The sequence below is a fragment of the Achromobacter sp. ACM02 genome, assembly GCF_014851605.1.
GTDB lineage: Bacteria > Pseudomonadota > Gammaproteobacteria > Burkholderiales > Burkholderiaceae_B > Achromobacter > Achromobacter aegrifaciens.
This window is the reverse complement of record NZ_JACUZY010000001.1, coordinates 248,029-264,159: the sequence shown is the minus strand read 5'-3', so window position 1 is coordinate 264,159 and position 16,131 is coordinate 248,029. Positions and strand designations below refer to the sequence as shown.

Here is a 16,131-nt window from a genome sequence, read left to right as displayed (position 1 = left end):
ACCATGACCGCCGCCATTCTCAGCGCCCTGCGCGAACGCATCCAGGAAGCCCGGCGGACCGCGGTGGCGCAATTCCGCACGCACCTGCGGCCAGACACCCTGCTGTCCGAGCTGCGCCGCATCGTCGACGCCGCGCTGCGCGACCTGATCAAGCATTGCCCCCTGCCCGCCGGCGCCACGCTGGCGGCCGTGGGCGGCTATGGCCGGGGCGAGCTTTACCCGCACTCCGACGTGGACCTGCTGATCCTGCTGCCGCACGCTCCCACGCCCGAGGACGAGTCGGCCATCGAAAAGCTGGTGGCCTCGCTGTGGGACCTGGGCCTGGAGCCGGGCCATAGCGTGCGCACCATCGAGGACTGCGAACGCGAGGCGGACGCCGATATCACCGTGGAAACGGCTTTGCTCGAATCCCGCTGGCTGGCGGGCAGCCGCACGCTGATGAAGGCCTTCGAAGCCGCGACCAAGTCGCGCCTGGACCCGCGCGCTTTCTTTCGCGCCAAGCGCGTCGAAATGCAGCAGCGCCACGCGCGCTACCAGGACACGCCCTATGCGCTGGAGCCGAACTGCAAGGAGTCGCCGGGCGGACTGCGCGACCTGCAGGTCATCCTGTGGATGGCCCGGGCAGCTGGCTTTGGCAACAGCTGGCGCTCGGTGGCGCAAGCCGGCCTGCTGACCTCGTCCGAGGCGCGCGACCTGCGCAAAGCAGAACAAGCCTTCAAGCGCCTGCGCATCGAATTGCACCTGCTGGCGAACCGGCGCGAAGACCGCGTGCTGTTCGACCTGCAGCCCGCCCTGGCCGAAGTCTATGGCATCCACGCCACCGCCACCCGCCGCGGCAGCGAGCTGCTGATGCAGCGCTACTACTGGGCGGCGCGGCTGGTGACCCAGCTGAACGGCATCCTGGTGCAAAACATCGAGGAACGGCTGTTCCCGCGTCCGGACAGCGACGCGCGCGACATCGACGACGACTTCCGCAATCTGCGCGACCGCCTGGACATCATTCGCGACGACGGTTTCGAGCGCAATCCCACCCTGCTGCTGCGGGCCTTCCTGGTGATGCAACAGCATCCGGAACTGACCGGCATGTCGGCGCGCACGCTGCGCGCCATCTGGCATTCGCGCCACCGCATCGACGCGCAATTCCGCCGCAACCCGGTCAACCGCAAGCTGTTCCTGCAGATCCTGCAGCAGCCGCGCGGCATCGTGCATGAGCTGCGGCGCATGACCATGCTGAACATCCTGCCGCGCTATCTGCCGGTATTCCGCCGCATCGTCGGCCAGATGCAGCATGACCTGTTCCACGCCTATACGGTGGATCAGCACACGCTGGCGGTGGTGCGCAACCTGCGCCGCTTCACGATGCCGGAACATGCCCAGGAGTATCCGCTGGCCAGCCAGCTGATCGCCGGCCTGGACCGGCACTGGCTGCTGTATGTGGCCGCGCTGTTCCACGACATTGCCAAGGGCCGCGGCGGCGACCATTCCGAACTGGGCGCGCGCGAAGTGCGCAAGTTCGCCCAAGACCACGGCATGGAGCCCGAGGACGCCAAGCTGGTCGAATTCCTGGTCCGCCAGCACCTGCTGATGTCGGCCGTGGCGCAGAAGCGCGACCTGTCCGATCCGGCCGTGGTGCAGGACTTCGCCGCCACCGTGAAGGACGAACGCCACCTGACCGCCCTGTACCTGCTGACGGTCGCCGATATCCGCGGCACCAGCCCCAAGGTCTGGAATGCCTGGAAAGGCAAGTTGCTGGAAGACCTGTACAAGCTGACGCTGGCCGCCCTGGGCGGCGCCCACGCCGACGCCCACACCGTCCTGACCGAGCGCAAGGAAGAAGCCGCCCGCCTGACCCGACTGGCGGGCCTGCGCGACGATGCCCGGGAAGCCTTCTGGAACCAGCTCGACGTGGCGTATTTCCTGCGCCACGACGCCTCGGACATCGCCTGGCACACGCGCCATCTTTATCATCAGGTCGCGCCAGCGCAGGCGGTGGTCAAGGCCCGCCCCACCGAACATGGCGAAGGCCTGCAGATAATGGTGTACACCCGCGATGCGCCCGACCTGTTCGTGGCGATCTGCGGCTATTTCGACGCCAAATCGCTTTCCATTCAGGATGCGCGCATCCACACCACGCGCCACGGCTGGGCGCTGGACAGCTTCATCGTGCTGTTGCCGGAAGGCGCCAGCGACCTGCGCGCCCAGGCCACCCTGGTCGAACACGAGCTGGCCGAACGCCTCAAGGACCCGCACGCCGCCGCCTTGCAACAGCCCGCGCGCGGCGGCTACTACGGCCGCGGCCGGCAGTCCCGCGTGTCACGGGTGTTCCCGGTCATGCCGCAGGCCGAACTGCAGCCCGACGAGCGCAGCACCTCCTGGCGCCTGTCGGTAACAGCGACCGACCGCCCCGGCCTGCTGCACGCGCTGGCGCGCGTCTTCGCCGGGCACGAAGTGAACCTGCTGATGGCCAAGATCATGACGCTGGGGGACCGGGTCGAGGACGTCTTCATCGTCGACGGTTCGGCGCTGACGCGCCCGCGCAGCCAGATGCAGTTCGAACGCGACGTCCTGGACGCCCTGGCGGGCGAGGAAGCCCAGCAGCGCGCCGCCTGATCACGGGTGCCTGGCATCGCCAGCGCCGCCGGGACCGCATACAATCCCGGTTTTCGGCCAGGCGATACCCTCCCCATGGAGCTAAACGATTATCTGCGCGTTTTCGGCACCAGCTTCTTTTTCGCGCTGGCCACCCTGCTGCCCTTTCTGAACCCGCCCGCGATCGCGCCGATCTTCCTGTCGCTGACCGAGGGCGCGTCATCATCCACCCGCATGGTGCTGGCCAAGCGCGTGGCCATCAATGTCTGCCTCATGTTGATCGTCGCCATGGTCGCGGGCAACGTGCTGCTTAGTTTCTTCGGCATTTCGCTGTCCATCGTGCGGGTCGGCGGCGGCATGCTCGTGATCGCCAGCGCCTGGCGGCTGGTGAATTCGCCCGACGCCGATACCGAGCGCGTGGCGCGCATGGCCGAGTCCTTCACCCCGGAGATGGCCAAGGCCCGCGCGTTCTATCCGCTGACCTTCCCCATCAGTTGCGGTCCCGGATCCATCGCCGCGGCCATCACCGTGGGGGTGTCGCTGCGCGATCAGAATCACGTGCTGAGCCTGGTGCGGCTGGGCGGATCCATTCCGGGCATCATCGTCGTATCGGTCACGCTCTACATCTGCCTGCGCTTTGCCGCGCAAATGCTGCACCGCCTGGGCGACAATGGCACCGCCGTGTTCATGCGCCTCTCGGCCTTCATCATGCTGTGCCTCGGCGTACAGATCTTCTGGGAAGGCTCGCGCGAACTGCTGCTGGGCGTGTTGCAGCAAGTGATGCAACCAATTCCGATTCCCAAGGCCTAAGCCTGGCTCGGGGCCGCGTCCGGCCCCTTTTCCAACCCTTGCAAAGCAACAATGACCTCTCGCTCAGAACGCCTGCTCCGCCTGATCGCCCTCTTCTGCTTCGGCGCCGTCGGCCTTGCCCTCGTTTCCCAGCACGTCTTCGACATGCCGCCCTGCGCCTGGTGCGTCATGCAGCGCCTGATCTACCTGGTGATCGGCGTGATCGCGTTGGTGGGCGGATTCGGCGGCGGACGCGCCCTGACGCGCCTGTGCGGCGCGCTCACCGCGCTATTGTCCCTGGGCGGTATCGCCGCGGCCTGGTATCAGTACAGCGTAGCGGCCAACATGCTGTCCTGCGACCAGACCTTCGCTGACCGCTTCATGACCGGCATCGGCCTGGAAAGCGCCGTGCCGTGGCTGTTCGGCATCTATGCCACTTGCATGGACGCCAAAGTGCCGGTGCTGGGCATCGAATATGCACTGTGGAGCCTGGCGCTCTTCGTCATCATTTTCTTCATGGCGCTGCCGGTCGTGTTCCGGCGCGGCGGATCGCAGTAACAGCCCTTCCTGACGCCGCCCGCAGCATCGCGGGCGGCGCCCAAACGCGGGGAAGCCTGGTCTCGCTCCGGCGCCGTCCCCGCCTTGATCATGTCCAATCTGAAATACCTGACCGGATACCCGGAATCCCTGCTCGCCCAGGCCCAAAAGCTGCTCGACCAAGGCAAGCTGGGCGCGGCGCTGCAGGCGCGCTACCCTGCCGGTCCCCACGACGTGCGCACCGACCGGGCGCTCTACCAATACGTAACGGACCTGAAGAACAGCTACATGCGCAACGGCGACCAGATCAACAAGGTCGCCTTCGACAGCAAGATCCATGTGATCCAGCACGCGCTGGGACAACACACGTATATCTCGCGCGTGCAGGGCGGCAAGCTGAAGGCCAAGCACGAAATCCGGGTGGCCACATTGTTCAAGACCGTGCCGGCGGAATTCCTGAAGATGATCACGGTGCATGAACTGGCCCACCTGAAGGAAAAGGACCATAACAAGGCCTTCTACAACCTGTGCCTGCGCATGGAACCGCAGTACCACCAGTATGAGTTCGACTTGCGGCTGTATCTGACTCACCTGGAGGCGACACGCGAAACCTTGTGGAAGGCCGCGGCCTGATATCGCAGTGCAGGCGCCCAGTACCCCGCAATAAAAAATGCCGTCCCGAAGGACGGCATTTTCTTGCTATCAGACAAACGCGTCAGGCGTCGCTGGCGGCGTAGCCCATGTTGAACTGCAGGCCGCTGGCCCCGCCTTCCTCGCCCGGTTCGCCACGGGACTGGCCCAGGCGAGCCAAGTATTCAGGGGTGATGTCGCCCGTGACGTACTGGCCGTCAAAGCACGAAGCCTCGAAGCGCGACAGCTTGGGGTTGATGTCCCGCACCGCCTGCTGCATGTCGTGCAGGTCCTGGTAGACCAGCGAGTCGGCGCCGATGGCGCGGGCAATTTCCTCGTCGCTGCGGCCGGTGGCGATGAGTTCGCTCTGCGTAGGCATGTCGATGCCGTAGACGTTCGGGAAACGCACCGGGGGAGCAGCCGAGGCGAAGTAGACCTTGTTGGCGCCTGCGGCGCGAGCCATGTCCACGATCTCGCGGCTGGTCGTGCCGCGCACGATGGAGTCGTCCACCAGCAGCACGTTCTTGCCCTTGAATTCCATGCCGATGGCATTGAGCTTCTGGCGCACGGACTTACGGCGCACGGCCTGGCCCGGCATGATGAAGGTGCGGCCCACGTAGCGGTTCTTGATCAGGCCTTCGCGGTAGTCCAGGTTCAGGCGGGCGGCCAACTGCATGGCTGCGGGACGCGAGGAGTCCGGAATCGGCATGACCACGTCGATATCGCCCAGGCGCATGTTGCGCGCGACCTTGTCGGCCAGGTACTCGCCCATGCGCAGACGGGCGTCATACACCGACACGCCGTCGATCAGGGAGTCCGGACGCGCGAAGTACACGTACTCGAAAATGCAGGGCACCAGTTGCGGATTGTCGGCGCACTGGCGGCTGACGAAGCGGCCGTCCAGGTCGATGAACACGGCTTCGCCGGGCTCGACGTCGCGCACGAAGGCAAAGCCGCTGCCTTCCAGCGCCACCGATTCCGACGCGACCATCCACTCCACGCCCTCTTCGGTTTCCTGGCGACCGATGCACAGCGGACGGATGCCGTTGGGATCACGGAAGGCCAGCAGGCCGTAACCAGAAATCTGCGCCACCACGGCATAGGCGCCGCGCACGCGCTTGTGCAGGGCCGATACGGCGCGGAAGATGGCGTCGTCGTCCAGCGACACGCCGCTGGCCGCCGATTGCAGCTCGTGCGCCAGCACGTTCAGCAGGACTTCGGAATCGGAGTTGGTGTTGATGTGGCGGCGGTCGACGCGGTAGAGCGATTCGCGCAGTTCGCGCCAGTTGGTCAGGTTGCCATTGTGGGACAACATGATGCCGAACGGCGCGTTGACGTAGAACGGCTGGGCCTCTTCCTCGCTGGCGCTGGAGCCCGCGGTGGGATAGCGGACCTGGCCGACGCCCGACGTACCCGGCAGCGCGCGCATGTTGCGCGTGCGGAAGACGTCGCGCACCAGGCCGTGAGCCTTGTACATATTGAATTGGTTACCTTGCGATGTCGCGATGCCCGCGGCGTCCTGCCCGCGATGCTGCAACAGCAGCAAGCTGTCATAGAGCAGCTGGTTGACCGGCCCGCGCCCGATGACCCCTACGATTCCACACATGGTGAGATTTCCTGGTTGATTTAAAGCTAATCAATACGGCAGCCACGTCGCCAGGGACGGCGGCAGCCACGTCTTGATATGTTTGATGGCCTCGATGGCCGAATGCGAAAACATGGCGTCCTTCCACCACGGCTCCTGCGGCAGCGGCGTGTAGCCTGCGGCGGCGACCAGCGCCAGCACGATCAACAGGCCACGGGCCAGCCCGAACATCCCGCCCAGGCCGTGGTCGGCGGGACTCAGTCCGGTGCTGCGGATCAGGGCGGCAAGCGTCATGTTGACCAAGCCCACGCCGAGCAGCACGATGATGAACACCGCGGCGTACGAGACTCCCATGCGCAGCAGCGTCGTTTCAATATAGGGCTCCAGCCAGGCATAGACCGTGGGCCCCCACCATATCGCCGCCACGAAGGCCAGCAGATAGGCGACCAGCGACAGCACCTCTTTGAGCAGGCCGCGCACCAGGCCCAGCACACCCGAAACCACCAGGATGGCCAGCACGACGAAGTCGAAGCCGGTCACTATTGGGCGGCGATGAAACCATTGTCATAGCCCAGGGTGCGCAACCGCGCCTGGGCCGCCTGCGCCGCCTCGCGCGAGGGGAACGGCCCCACCCGCAGACGGTACTGCTGTTTGCCATTGATGGTGGCTTGTTCCACGAATGCGTTGGTGACGCCGGCCTGGTGCAGCTTGCCGCGCCGCGACTGGGCGTCCTCGGCGGTCGTATAGGCGGCGATCTGCAACACGAAATTGCCCTTGGCGGCGGGCTTGGGCGCGGGCGCCGAAGCCGCTGGCGCCGAACGCCCTTCCAGCAAGGCCAGCGCGCGCGCGCCGTCATCCGATCGGTTATCGGGCTTGGCCGGCGTCGCGGGCTTGGGGTCCGGCTTGGGCGGCGTAGCCGGCTTGGGCTCGGGCTTGGGCGGCGTGACGGCCGCCGTCGCGGGCGGCGTCGCAGGTTGCGCGGCCGGAGGCGTCGTCGTCGCCGGCGGCTGCACGGACGTCACGGGAGGCGGCGTCGGGATGGCCGAAGGATCCGTCGGCGCAGCACTGCCCGGCGCGGGCGTCTGCGGCGCGGCGACTTGCGGTTCGGTCACTTGCGGCTGGAACGGCGTATTGCGTTCCGGCACCCTGATGGGAATGTTGTCGTCCACAGGCGTGGGCTGCGAATCGAGCACCATGGGAAGGATGATGACGGCTGCCAGCACCAGCGCGACAGCGCCTGCCAGCCTGCGCCGCGCGCGACCGCGCAGCTCCGCAGCCTGCACCTCGCTGGGCACAGCCGCCCGCTTGGAGGACTGCGCCTGGTCGGCAGGATCTTTGCGTTTGAAAAAACCCATGGAGGAGAATTCCTTGCGGCGATATGGCGGCGGGCCGCCGGACGCGACTGACCCGCTGCTGCCTATGCCTTGCGACCCAGAGCCTGCAAAACCGAGGCTACGGTGAGAAACGAGCCGAACACCACGATTCTATCATTCTCCCCTGCCCGTTCGCGCGCTGCTGCAAAGGCCTGGGCGGGATCCGGGTAAGCGGAGATACCTGGTTTTTCGCCATCCGCCGGCGCAGGCGGCAGCGCGGCGGCGACCTGCTCCGCCAGCGCGTCTCCAGAGGTGCCGCGCGGCCCCGGCAAGCCGGCGCAGTACCAGTTGTCTATGCGCGTGCCGAGCTTGGCGATGACGCCGGCCAGATCCTTGTCGTTGAGCATGCCGAACACCGCGTGGGTGTAGGGATGAAAGCCCATGTTGTCCAGGTTCTGCGCCAGCACCGCCGCGGCATGCGGATTGTGCGCCACGTCCAGGATGACCGCGGGCTGGCCCGGCAGGATCTGGAAACGGCCCGGCAGGGACGCCTGCAGCAAGCCCAGGCGCACGGCCTGTTGCGGCACCGGCAGGCGGTCGCGCACCGATTCCAGCGCGGCCAGCGCGGCCGACGCGTTCAGCAGCTGGTTGGCGCCGCGCAGCGCCGGATAGGCCAGCGAGTTGCGCCGCTGTTCGCGGCCGCCATAGGCCCATTGCTGGCGGTCGCCGGAATAGTTGAAGTCGCGTCCGAACAGCCACAGGTCCGCGCCGATTTCCTGGACGTGGTCCAGCAGCGATTGCGGCGGCATGGGATCGCTGCAGATCGCCGGCCGGCCGCTGCGGTAGATGTGGGCTTTCTCGAAGCCGATCTTCTCGCGCGTATCGCCCAGCCAGTCGGTGTGGTCCAGGTCCACGCTGGTGACGACGGAGCAATCCGCATCGACGATATTGACGGCGTCCAGCCGTCCGCCCAGGCCGACTTCCAGCACCACGGCGTCCAGTTTCGACTGCGAGAACAGTCGCAGGATTGCCAGCGTGGTGAACTCGAAGTACGTCAGCGACACGTCGCCGCGCGCGGCTTCGACCGCCTGGAACTGGGCAATCAAGGCCTCGTCCGTGGCGATCTGGCCATTGATGCGGGCGCGTTCGTTGAAATTGATCAGGTGCGGGGACGTGTACAGCCCGACCTTGTAGCCGGCCGCAAGCAGGATTGCCTCCAGCATGGCACAGGTGGAACCCTTGCCGTTGGTGCCGCCGACGACGAACTTCACGCCGGACAGCTCCAGCCCCAGGCGCCCCGCCACCTCGCGCACCCGGTCCAGACCCATGTCGATGGCGGTGGCGTGGATCGATTCCAGGTACTGCAGCCAATCGGACAGGGTGGCGGAAACGTCGGGCGTGCGGGCAGAAGACATGACAAAGCCGGTAGTGAGATCAGCCTTCGATTTTAGCAGTCCGCGCCCGGTGTTTTCCCTAATCCCCCAGGGAGCGGCAAGGTATCCGCAGCGAAAAACTGCTTGCCACTATTTTTCTCATACATAAAAATAATTTCACGTATGAAAATTTAAACGGATCAACCATGACGCAAAGCAAGACTCCCGCCTGGCTGGTGCGCGAGGCCGACGTGCCCGGCTACCACCCCGCCAATCACACCGGCACCCTGAACCGGCGCCTGATCGGCCCGGACACCGTCGGCTCCCGGGGCGTGGAAGTGCTGCTGGGCGTGATCGACAAGGGCAAGGGCGCCCTGCCGCACGCCCACCCCGGCATCGAGCAGGTCTGCTATCTGCTGTCCGGAACGGCGCGCGCGCAGGTGCAGGACGAATGGGCCGACATGGGACCCGGCGACTGCTGCTATTTCCCCCCGGACATTCCGCACGTCTTCACCGTCACCAGCGACGAGCCCGCCCGCCTGCTGGTGATCTATACGCCCCCTTATGAAGAATCCCCAGACCGCGTGATACGCGGCTTTCCGGCGCCATCCCCAGCCGCTTGACGCGGCGCAGCCCCGGGCAGCGGACGCAGAAGCCGCGCCTGGACCCGAAGCACACAGGAGACAAACCATGAGACCCCTAAGCCTGCTGGGCGCCGCCCTCATCGGCGGCGCAGCGCTGTTCGCCGGCCCCGCCGCCCACGCCGCCGACTATCCCGCGAAACCCATCACCCTGATCGTCCCCTTTCCCGCCGGATCCGGCACCGACGCCGTGGGCCGCATCTTCGGCGCCGAGCTGGGCAACATCCTCGGCCAACAGGTCGTGGTGGAGAACAAGCCCGGAGCCAACGCCACCATCGCCGCCAACTACGTGGCGCGCGCCAAGCCCGACGGCTACACGCTCTTCGTCACCACCAACACCTCGCATTCGGCCGCACCCTGGCTGATGAAGAACGTGCCCTACGATCCGGTCAAGGACTTCACCCCCATCGCCCGCGGCGGCAACCTGCCCTTCATCCTGGTCGTGAACCCGAAACGCCCGTGGAAGACCGTGGGCGAACTGGTGGCCGACGCGCGCCAGCGTCCCGGCCGCATCACCTACGCCAGCGGCAACAGCACGGGCATCGTCGCCGGCGCCACGCTGGCCAACCGCGCCAAGATCGACATCCTGCACGTACCTTATAAAGGCACGCCGCAAGGGCTGACCGATGTGGTCGGCGGGCAGGTCGATTTCATGTTCACCGACCTGGCTTCCGGCCTGCCCTTCGTGCAATCGGGCCAGTTGCGCGCGCTGGCCGTGTCGACCGCCGAACGCAGCGCCATCGTCCCGGACCTGCCGTCCATGGCCGAATCCGGCGTGCAGGACTTCGACCTGAACTCCTGGAACGGCTACTTCGGCCCGGCGGGCATGCCCCCAGAGATCGTGGCCAAGCTGAATGCCGCGATCAATCAGGTCGTCGCCAAGCCTGACGTGCAAAAGCGCTTGGCCGGCCTGGGTTTCGACGCCTTTTCCAGCACGCCCGAGGCCTTTTCCCAGTTCGTCGGCTCGCAGCTGGACCTGTGGGGAAAACTGATCCGCGACGCGGGAATCGAGCAGCAATGAGCGACCGGCCGCAATCCGAAACTCCCGGCGGCCCGCTGGCGGGCGTGCGCATCCTGGACCTGAGCACCGTCGTGATGGGGCCCTATGCCACCCAGGTCCTGGCCGACCTGGGGGCGGACGTCATCAAGGTCGAGCCGCCGGCAGGCGACAACATGCGGGCCGTCGGCCCCATGCGCAACCCCGGCATGGGCCATATCTATCTGCACCTGAACCGCAACAAGCGATCGGTGGTGCTGGACCTGAAGACGCCGGAGGGGCTTGAGGCCTGTTTGAAACTGGCCGAAAGCTGCGACGCCCTGCTCTACAACATCCGCCCGCAGGCGATGGCCCGACTGGGCTTGTCCTACGAAACGGTCGCGGCGCGCAATCCGCGCATCGTCTACCTGGGCGCCTACGGCTATGGCGAGGCCGGCCCGTACGCCGGCCGTCCCGCCTATGACGACCTGATCCAGGGCCAGACCGGCATCGCCGCCCTCTCCGCCCAGCAGAGTGGAGATGTGCCGCGCTACGCGCCGCTGACCCTGGCCGACCGCGCGGTCGGACTGCACGTCGGCATCGCGCTCGTCTCCGCGGTGCTGCACGCCCGCAGCACGGGACAAGGCCAGCAGGTGGAAATCCCCATGTTCGAGGGCATGGCCCACCTCGTGCTGGGGGACCATCTCGGCGGCGCCACCTTCGATCCTCCGCTCGGCCCCACGGGTTACGCGCGCCTGTTGGCGCCGCATCGCCGCCCTTACGCCACGGCCGACGGCTATATCAGCCTGCTGATCTATAACGACAAGCACTGGCGCAACTTCTTCGACCTGATCGGCCGCCCGGAATTGTCGCGGGATCCGCGTTTCTGCACCCACGGCGCGCGCGCCGCCCATATCGGCGAGGTCTACGCCTTTGTCGCCGACGTCATCGCCACCCGGAGCAGCCAGGACTGGCTGGAAGGCTTGGCGCGGGCAGACATTCCCGCCTCGCCGCTCTATTCCGTGGACGATCTGCTGCAGGACGAGCACCTGGCCGCGACCGGCTTCATCCGGCCCATGGACCACCCCAGCGAAGGCCGGATCCGCACGACCGCGCCGTTGGGCAGATACGAAAACACCCCCACCTCGATACGCCGCCCCGCCCCCAGGCTGGGCCAGCATAGCCGCGAGGTGCTGGCCGAAGCCGGCTATGACCCTGCCCGGATCGACGCCATGACGGCCCGCGGCATCACCCTGGATGGAAACGACTGATGGACTTTGAATTCACCCCCGACCAGTTGGCCCTGCGGGACGCCGTGTCCCGCATCTGCGAACGCTATCCGGACGAATATTGGCTGGAACGCGACCGCGAAGGCGGCTTTCCGGAACCCCTGCATGCCGATCTGGCGCGCGACGGCTGGCTGGGCATCGCCATGCCGCAGGAATATGGCGGCGCGGGTCTGGGCATGACCGAAGCGGCGCTGATGATGCAGACCATCGCGGCTTCCGGCGCGGGCTTCACCGGCGCCTCGGCGGTCCACATGAATATCTTCGGTCTGAACCCGGTAGTGGTATTCGGCAGCGACGAGCAGCGCCAGCGCTGGCTTGCCCCCCTGATCGCGGGCCGCGAAAAGGCCTGCTTCGCCGTCACCGAACCCGATGCCGGACTGGACACCACCAAGCTCAGCACCCGCGCGGTGCGCCAGGGCGACGAGTACGTGGTGCATGGCCGCAAGATCTGGATCTCGACCGCCCAGGTCGCCCACAAGATGCTGCTGCTGGCCCGCACCACCCCGCTGTCAGACGTCGAAAAGCCCACGCAGGGCCTGTCGCTCTTCTATACAGACCTGGACCGCAGCAAGATAGAAGTGCGCGAAATCGAGAAAATGGGCCGCAAGGCGGTGGACTCGAACATGCTGTTCATCGACGGCCTGCGCATCCCCGTGGCCGACCGCATCGGCGAGGAAGGCCGGGGGTTCGAGTACATCCTGCACGGCCTGAACCCCGAGCGCATCCTGATCGCGGCCGAGGCGGTGGGCATCGGCCGAGCCGCCCTGGACCGGGCGGTGAAATACGCCGGAGAACGCACCGTATTCGGACGTCCCATCGGCCAGAACCAAGGCATCCAGCACCCCCTGGCCCAGGCCTGGATGCAGCTCGAAGCCGCCGACCTTATGGTATTCAAGGCCGCCAGCCTGTATGACGCGGGCAAGCCCTGCGGCCCCTACGCCAACTCGGCCAAATACTTGGCGGCCGAGGCCGGCTATAACGCCTGCCAGACCGCGGTCATGACCCTGGGCGGCATGGGGTACGCCAAGGAATACCATGTGGAGCGCCTGCTGCGCGAAAGCTTCATTCCGCGCATCGCGCCGGTCAGTCCGCAGCTGATCATGTGCTTCATCGCGGAGAAAGTGCTGGGACTGCCCAAGTCCTACTGAGCGACGGCGTTCGATAGGCGCCCAGGCCTGCCCGTCAGGCCTGCTGCTCCAGCGCGGTGCAGGCCGAGCGCAGGATGCGCGCGTAGGCCTCCTGCTGTGGCTCGATCCGGTAGATCGGCCCGCCCACCGAAATCGCGTAGTGTTCGCCGGACAGCGTAACGGGCCAGGCGATGGCGCCCACGTCCGCAATGGACTCGCCGCTGTTCATGAACCAGCCGCGCTGGCGCGACAGCTCCAGGTCCGCCAGCAGCGCCTCGCGCGTGACCAGGGTGCGCTCGTTGTGGCGGGTCATGGTCATATCCGCGAGCATGGCGTCGCGGGCCGGTGTGTCCAACAGGGACAGCAGCGCCTTTCCGAGCGAATTTGCGTGAACGTCCTTGAACTCACCCGCAACCGGCGCGTATCTGATCGTATGTGGGGAATCCAGCACATCCAGGTAGACCACCCGGCCGTCCTGGCTCAGCTTGGCGAAAACAATCGTTTCGCGGGTGGCGTCCCTTAATTCGGTAAGGCTGGGATAGACCCGATCCAGCACCGGATCGGCGCGGGCGATGCGCTGCGCCATGGCCAATAGCCTGCCGGTCGGGTAGTAGCCCTGGCGACGGCCGGTTTCATACAGGTAACCCAGGCCGGTCAGGGTGCGGATCAGGGCCAGGCAGCTGGACACCGGCACATCCAGCAGCCGGGCCAGTTCCGATAGCGGCAGCGCGCGCTTTTCGCGGGCATAGGTTTCGATGATTTCGATAACTCGCAGCGCCGTCTTGACACTCATTACCTGGTCCGAACTGTTTAGCACGTGAAACATCTGGCTCGCCGGCGGCTAAAGTTCCCTGCGGGCCTGCCGTAATGGTAGCTGAGAATTCCCTGAAAACAGCGCGTTCCTCCGAGACGCCCACATCGCCGTTGGAGTGATCATGGCCGTAACCCCCCTAGCCCCCGCATCGTTTGCACCAGCGCCGGTCGCGGCCGCGCCGGTTGCGCCGGACCCCTCCGTGAGTGTGGCGCCCGCAGCTGCCGCAACGAACAGCGGAGCTTCAGACAGCGCGACATCGGATCAATCCGATTCGCAAAAGCTTCCCCTGGACAAGGCTCTGGACGAAATCAACGACCAGATGAAGGCTTGGTCGACGCAGCTCCAGTTCGAGATCGACCCCAACGTGCACCAGGTAGTGGTATCGGTGATAGACGCGGAATCGGGCGACGTCATACGTACGATCCCCAGCGAAACCCTGCTGAAAATCGCCAAAATGATCGTGAACATGCAAGGAAACGGCATCAAAACCACAGCCTGATTCGACCCCGATTTCAAGCGCCGGCCACCGCCATCAAGCGGGCCAGCCATGGAAGCGTCGAATTAGGCCCGCCTAATGCCCTTACCCGGCCAATCGCCGCCACCGTATTTTTGACAGAATCGCATCGCTAGGAAGGAATTTCACATGGCCTCTATCACCAACCTCGGCTCGACCACCGGCTTGCCCCTCGAAAAGATCCTGACCGATCTCCAGGCGGCCGAGGACAAGAAGCTCAGCCTGTACACGAATCGCCAAGCCAGTTACGAGGCCCGTGTAAGCGCCTTTGGCCAGATTCAAAGCGCGGTTGAAGCCCTGCAGAAAGCAGCAGCGGCATTGGGTAAGTCGTCCACGCTGGACGCCGTAAAACCCAATGTGATCGGCGACGGCCTGACGGCGACCATCGGCGAAAATGGTGCCACGATGGGTGAGTACACCATCAAGGTAAAGACTTTGGCGGCAGCTCAAACCCTGCAATCTGGCAAGGTCGCCGACCGCACCGCCTCCAACGGCGCCACTGGCTCATTCGAAATTCAGCTGACCAATGGCGATAAGCACACCGTCAATCTGACGGACGACACCTCCCTGAACGGTATCGCCAAAGCTATCAACAGTGATGACAAAGCCGGCGTTCGGGCGACCATCATCACCAACGAGAGCGGCAGCTATCTGATGCTCAGCGCCAAAGACACGGGCGTGCAAGCATCGGTAAGCTCCATCACGGTGACGGGCGACCAGAAACTGCAGGACATCCTGAGCTACAACTCAGGCACCGGCGCTCAGCTGACACAGCAAACCCAGGCAGCTGATGCTGAAGTCGAAATCAACGGCATCGTGGTCAAGAGCGGCAGCAATAATATTTCCGACGCAATCGACGGCGTCACGCTAAACCTCACGGCCACGACGCCGGCAGACAAGACGGTGACCCTGAAGCTGCAAAGCGACACCAGTCTCGCCAGCAAGGCAGTCCAGGATTTCGTCAGCGCGTACAACTCGCTGCAAAGCACGATCTCCAAACTGACTGCGTTTGACGTTACCGCACAAACGAATCAGGCGCTGACGGGCGACAGCACGACACGCAGCATACAGTCGTCAATGTCGAGCGCCCTACAGGTCATAACAGGTGAAGGCTCGCTGCGTTCGATTGCCGACCTTGGCATCTCCATGGATCCCAAAACCGGCGTCCTGAAGCTCGATCAAACCGCACTCGATAAGGCTTTGACGACCAACCCGGCCGACGTCAAGCGCATCATGACTTCGTCCGATGGACTCGCCGCGAAGTTTGACGCCGCCGCCAAGGGCATCCTCGGCAGCAATGGCTCCATCAAGATCAGCCAGGATGGCCTGAACGAATCGATCAAGGACGTGAAGGAGCAACTGGTCCGCGCAAAGGCGTCGAGCGTAGCATCCATGGCAGCCATGCGTGCCCAGTTCGTCGCGCTCGACAAGTTCGTTTCGCAGCAGACTGTTACCGCCAACTACCTGACCCAGCAATTCGCGGCCATGAGCAAGTCCAAGTAATTTATAGAAGATGTATTGATGACTTACGCCGCCCGACGCCCAACCGGATCCCATTCCGTACGCTCCTACACCGATATCGGTCTGGAGACCCAAATCCTGGGAGCCAGCCCTGAGCGACTGATTTCGCTGCTGTACATGGGAGCCCGGGCAGCGATCGGGCAGGCACGCCTGCACTTGCAGGAGGGCAGAACCATGGACCGAGGAGCTGCCATCTCGAAAGCCATCAGAATCGTCGACGAAGGCCTGAAAACCGGACTGAATATGGAGGCGGGCGGCGAAATCGCCGCAAATCTCGCTCTTCTATACGACTACATCGTCCGCACGCTGTTGATGGCTAACCTTAAAGCAGACGCGGAAGCGCTCGAAACGGCAGACCGCCTCTTGGCCGATCTGGCCGAGGCCTGGCAAACATCCATTGATCGCCCTGCCGGGGGCGTGCAGCCTTGACGGC

General features: G+C 65.2%; 16 protein-coding genes. 11 read left to right on the top strand and 5 right to left on the bottom strand.

Annotated elements, in window-relative coordinates:
• Positions 1–3 precede the first annotated feature (3 nt).
• The 4 genes from IB258_RS01180 (at position 4) to IB258_RS01165 (ending at position 4,548) form a co-directional block, all read left to right on the top strand.
• A complete protein-coding gene (locus tag IB258_RS01180; RefSeq protein ID WP_054456715.1) occupies positions 4–2,610 on the top strand; it encodes a [protein-PII] uridylyltransferase in 2,607 nt (868 codons plus the stop codon).
• Between the two features lie 75 nt (positions 2,611–2,685).
• Complete coding sequence (locus tag IB258_RS01175; RefSeq protein ID WP_013393435.1) at positions 2,686–3,399, top strand: MarC family protein; 714 nt, start codon at positions 2,686–2,688, stop codon at positions 3,397–3,399.
• Between the two features lie 51 nt (positions 3,400–3,450).
• Complete coding sequence (locus tag IB258_RS01170; RefSeq protein WP_054456714.1) at positions 3,451–3,936, top strand: disulfide bond formation protein B; 486 nt, start codon at positions 3,451–3,453, stop codon at positions 3,934–3,936.
• A 90-nt stretch (positions 3,937–4,026) separates the two neighbouring features.
• Positions 4,027–4,548, top strand: a complete 522-nt coding sequence (locus IB258_RS01165) for a M48 family metallopeptidase (RefSeq protein WP_192352011.1) — start codon at positions 4,027–4,029, stop codon at positions 4,546–4,548.
• Positions 4,549–4,630: 82 nt separating this feature from the next.
• Here the strand turns inward: IB258_RS01165 and purF are convergent, their stop codons facing one another.
• From purF to folC, 4 genes are all read right to left on the bottom strand, one after another.
• Positions 4,631–6,151, bottom strand: coding sequence for an amidophosphoribosyltransferase (gene purF, locus IB258_RS01160; RefSeq protein WP_054456711.1), 1,521 nt, complete (start codon positions 6,149–6,151; stop codon positions 4,631–4,633).
• A 30-nt stretch (positions 6,152–6,181) separates the two neighbouring features.
• Complete coding sequence (locus tag IB258_RS01155) at positions 6,182–6,670, bottom strand: CvpA family protein (protein WP_054456710.1); 489 nt, start codon at positions 6,668–6,670, stop codon at positions 6,182–6,184.
• A complete protein-coding gene (locus IB258_RS01150; protein ID WP_119451967.1) occupies positions 6,670–7,485 on the bottom strand; it encodes an SPOR domain-containing protein in 816 nt (271 codons plus the stop codon). Before IB258_RS01150 ends, IB258_RS01155 begins: the two co-directional genes overlap by 1 nt.
• Before the next feature lie 62 nt (positions 7,486–7,547).
• On the bottom strand, positions 7,548–8,858 hold the full coding sequence (folC, locus tag IB258_RS01145) for a bifunctional tetrahydrofolate synthase/dihydrofolate synthase (RefSeq protein ID WP_054456708.1): 1,311 nt from the start codon (positions 8,856–8,858) through the stop codon (positions 7,548–7,550).
• A 164-nt stretch (positions 8,859–9,022) separates the two neighbouring features.
• On the opposite strand from folC, the gene IB258_RS01140 reads away from it, so the two are divergent.
• The 4 genes from IB258_RS01140 to IB258_RS01125 all read left to right on the top strand — a co-directional run bounded on the left by IB258_RS01140 (position 9,023) and on the right by IB258_RS01125 (position 12,870).
• Positions 9,023–9,439 (top strand): cupin domain-containing protein, encoded by a 417-nt coding sequence (locus tag IB258_RS01140; protein ID WP_054456707.1) that lies wholly within the window; start codon positions 9,023–9,025, stop codon positions 9,437–9,439.
• A 67-nt stretch (positions 9,440–9,506) separates the two neighbouring features.
• On the top strand, positions 9,507–10,478 hold the full coding sequence (locus tag IB258_RS01135) for a tripartite tricarboxylate transporter substrate binding protein (protein WP_175164531.1): 972 nt from the start codon (positions 9,507–9,509) through the stop codon (positions 10,476–10,478).
• Positions 10,475–11,704 (top strand): CaiB/BaiF CoA-transferase family protein, encoded by a 1,230-nt coding sequence (locus tag IB258_RS01130; RefSeq protein WP_192352010.1) that lies wholly within the window; start codon positions 10,475–10,477, stop codon positions 11,702–11,704. The genes IB258_RS01135 and IB258_RS01130 overlap by 4 nt, the downstream gene beginning before the upstream one ends.
• Positions 11,704–12,870, top strand: coding sequence for an acyl-CoA dehydrogenase family protein (locus tag IB258_RS01125; protein WP_054456705.1), 1,167 nt, complete (start codon positions 11,704–11,706; stop codon positions 12,868–12,870). Before IB258_RS01130 ends, IB258_RS01125 begins: the two co-directional genes overlap by 1 nt.
• A 34-nt stretch (positions 12,871–12,904) precedes the next feature.
• Here IB258_RS01125 and IB258_RS01120 read toward each other — a convergent pair whose 3' ends face one another.
• The gene (locus IB258_RS01120; protein ID WP_054456704.1) at positions 12,905–13,642 is read right to left on the bottom strand and encodes an IclR family transcriptional regulator; all 738 of its coding nucleotides are present in this window, start codon (positions 13,640–13,642) and stop codon (positions 12,905–12,907) included.
• A gap of 142 nt (positions 13,643–13,784) precedes the next feature.
• Between IB258_RS01120 and IB258_RS01115 the strand changes: the two genes are divergently transcribed.
• From IB258_RS01115 to fliS, 3 genes are all read left to right on the top strand, one after another.
• A complete protein-coding gene (locus IB258_RS01115; protein ID WP_054456703.1) occupies positions 13,785–14,162 on the top strand; it encodes a flagellar protein FlaG in 378 nt (125 codons plus the stop codon).
• 144 nt (positions 14,163–14,306) lie between these two features.
• Complete coding sequence (gene fliD, locus IB258_RS01110) at positions 14,307–15,680, top strand: flagellar filament capping protein FliD (protein ID WP_192352009.1); 1,374 nt, start codon at positions 14,307–14,309, stop codon at positions 15,678–15,680.
• Between the two features lie 18 nt (positions 15,681–15,698).
• Entirely contained in the window at positions 15,699–16,127 is a 429-nt protein-coding gene (gene fliS, locus IB258_RS01105) for a flagellar export chaperone FliS (RefSeq protein WP_192352008.1), read from the top strand.
• Positions 16,128–16,131 lie beyond the last annotated feature (4 nt).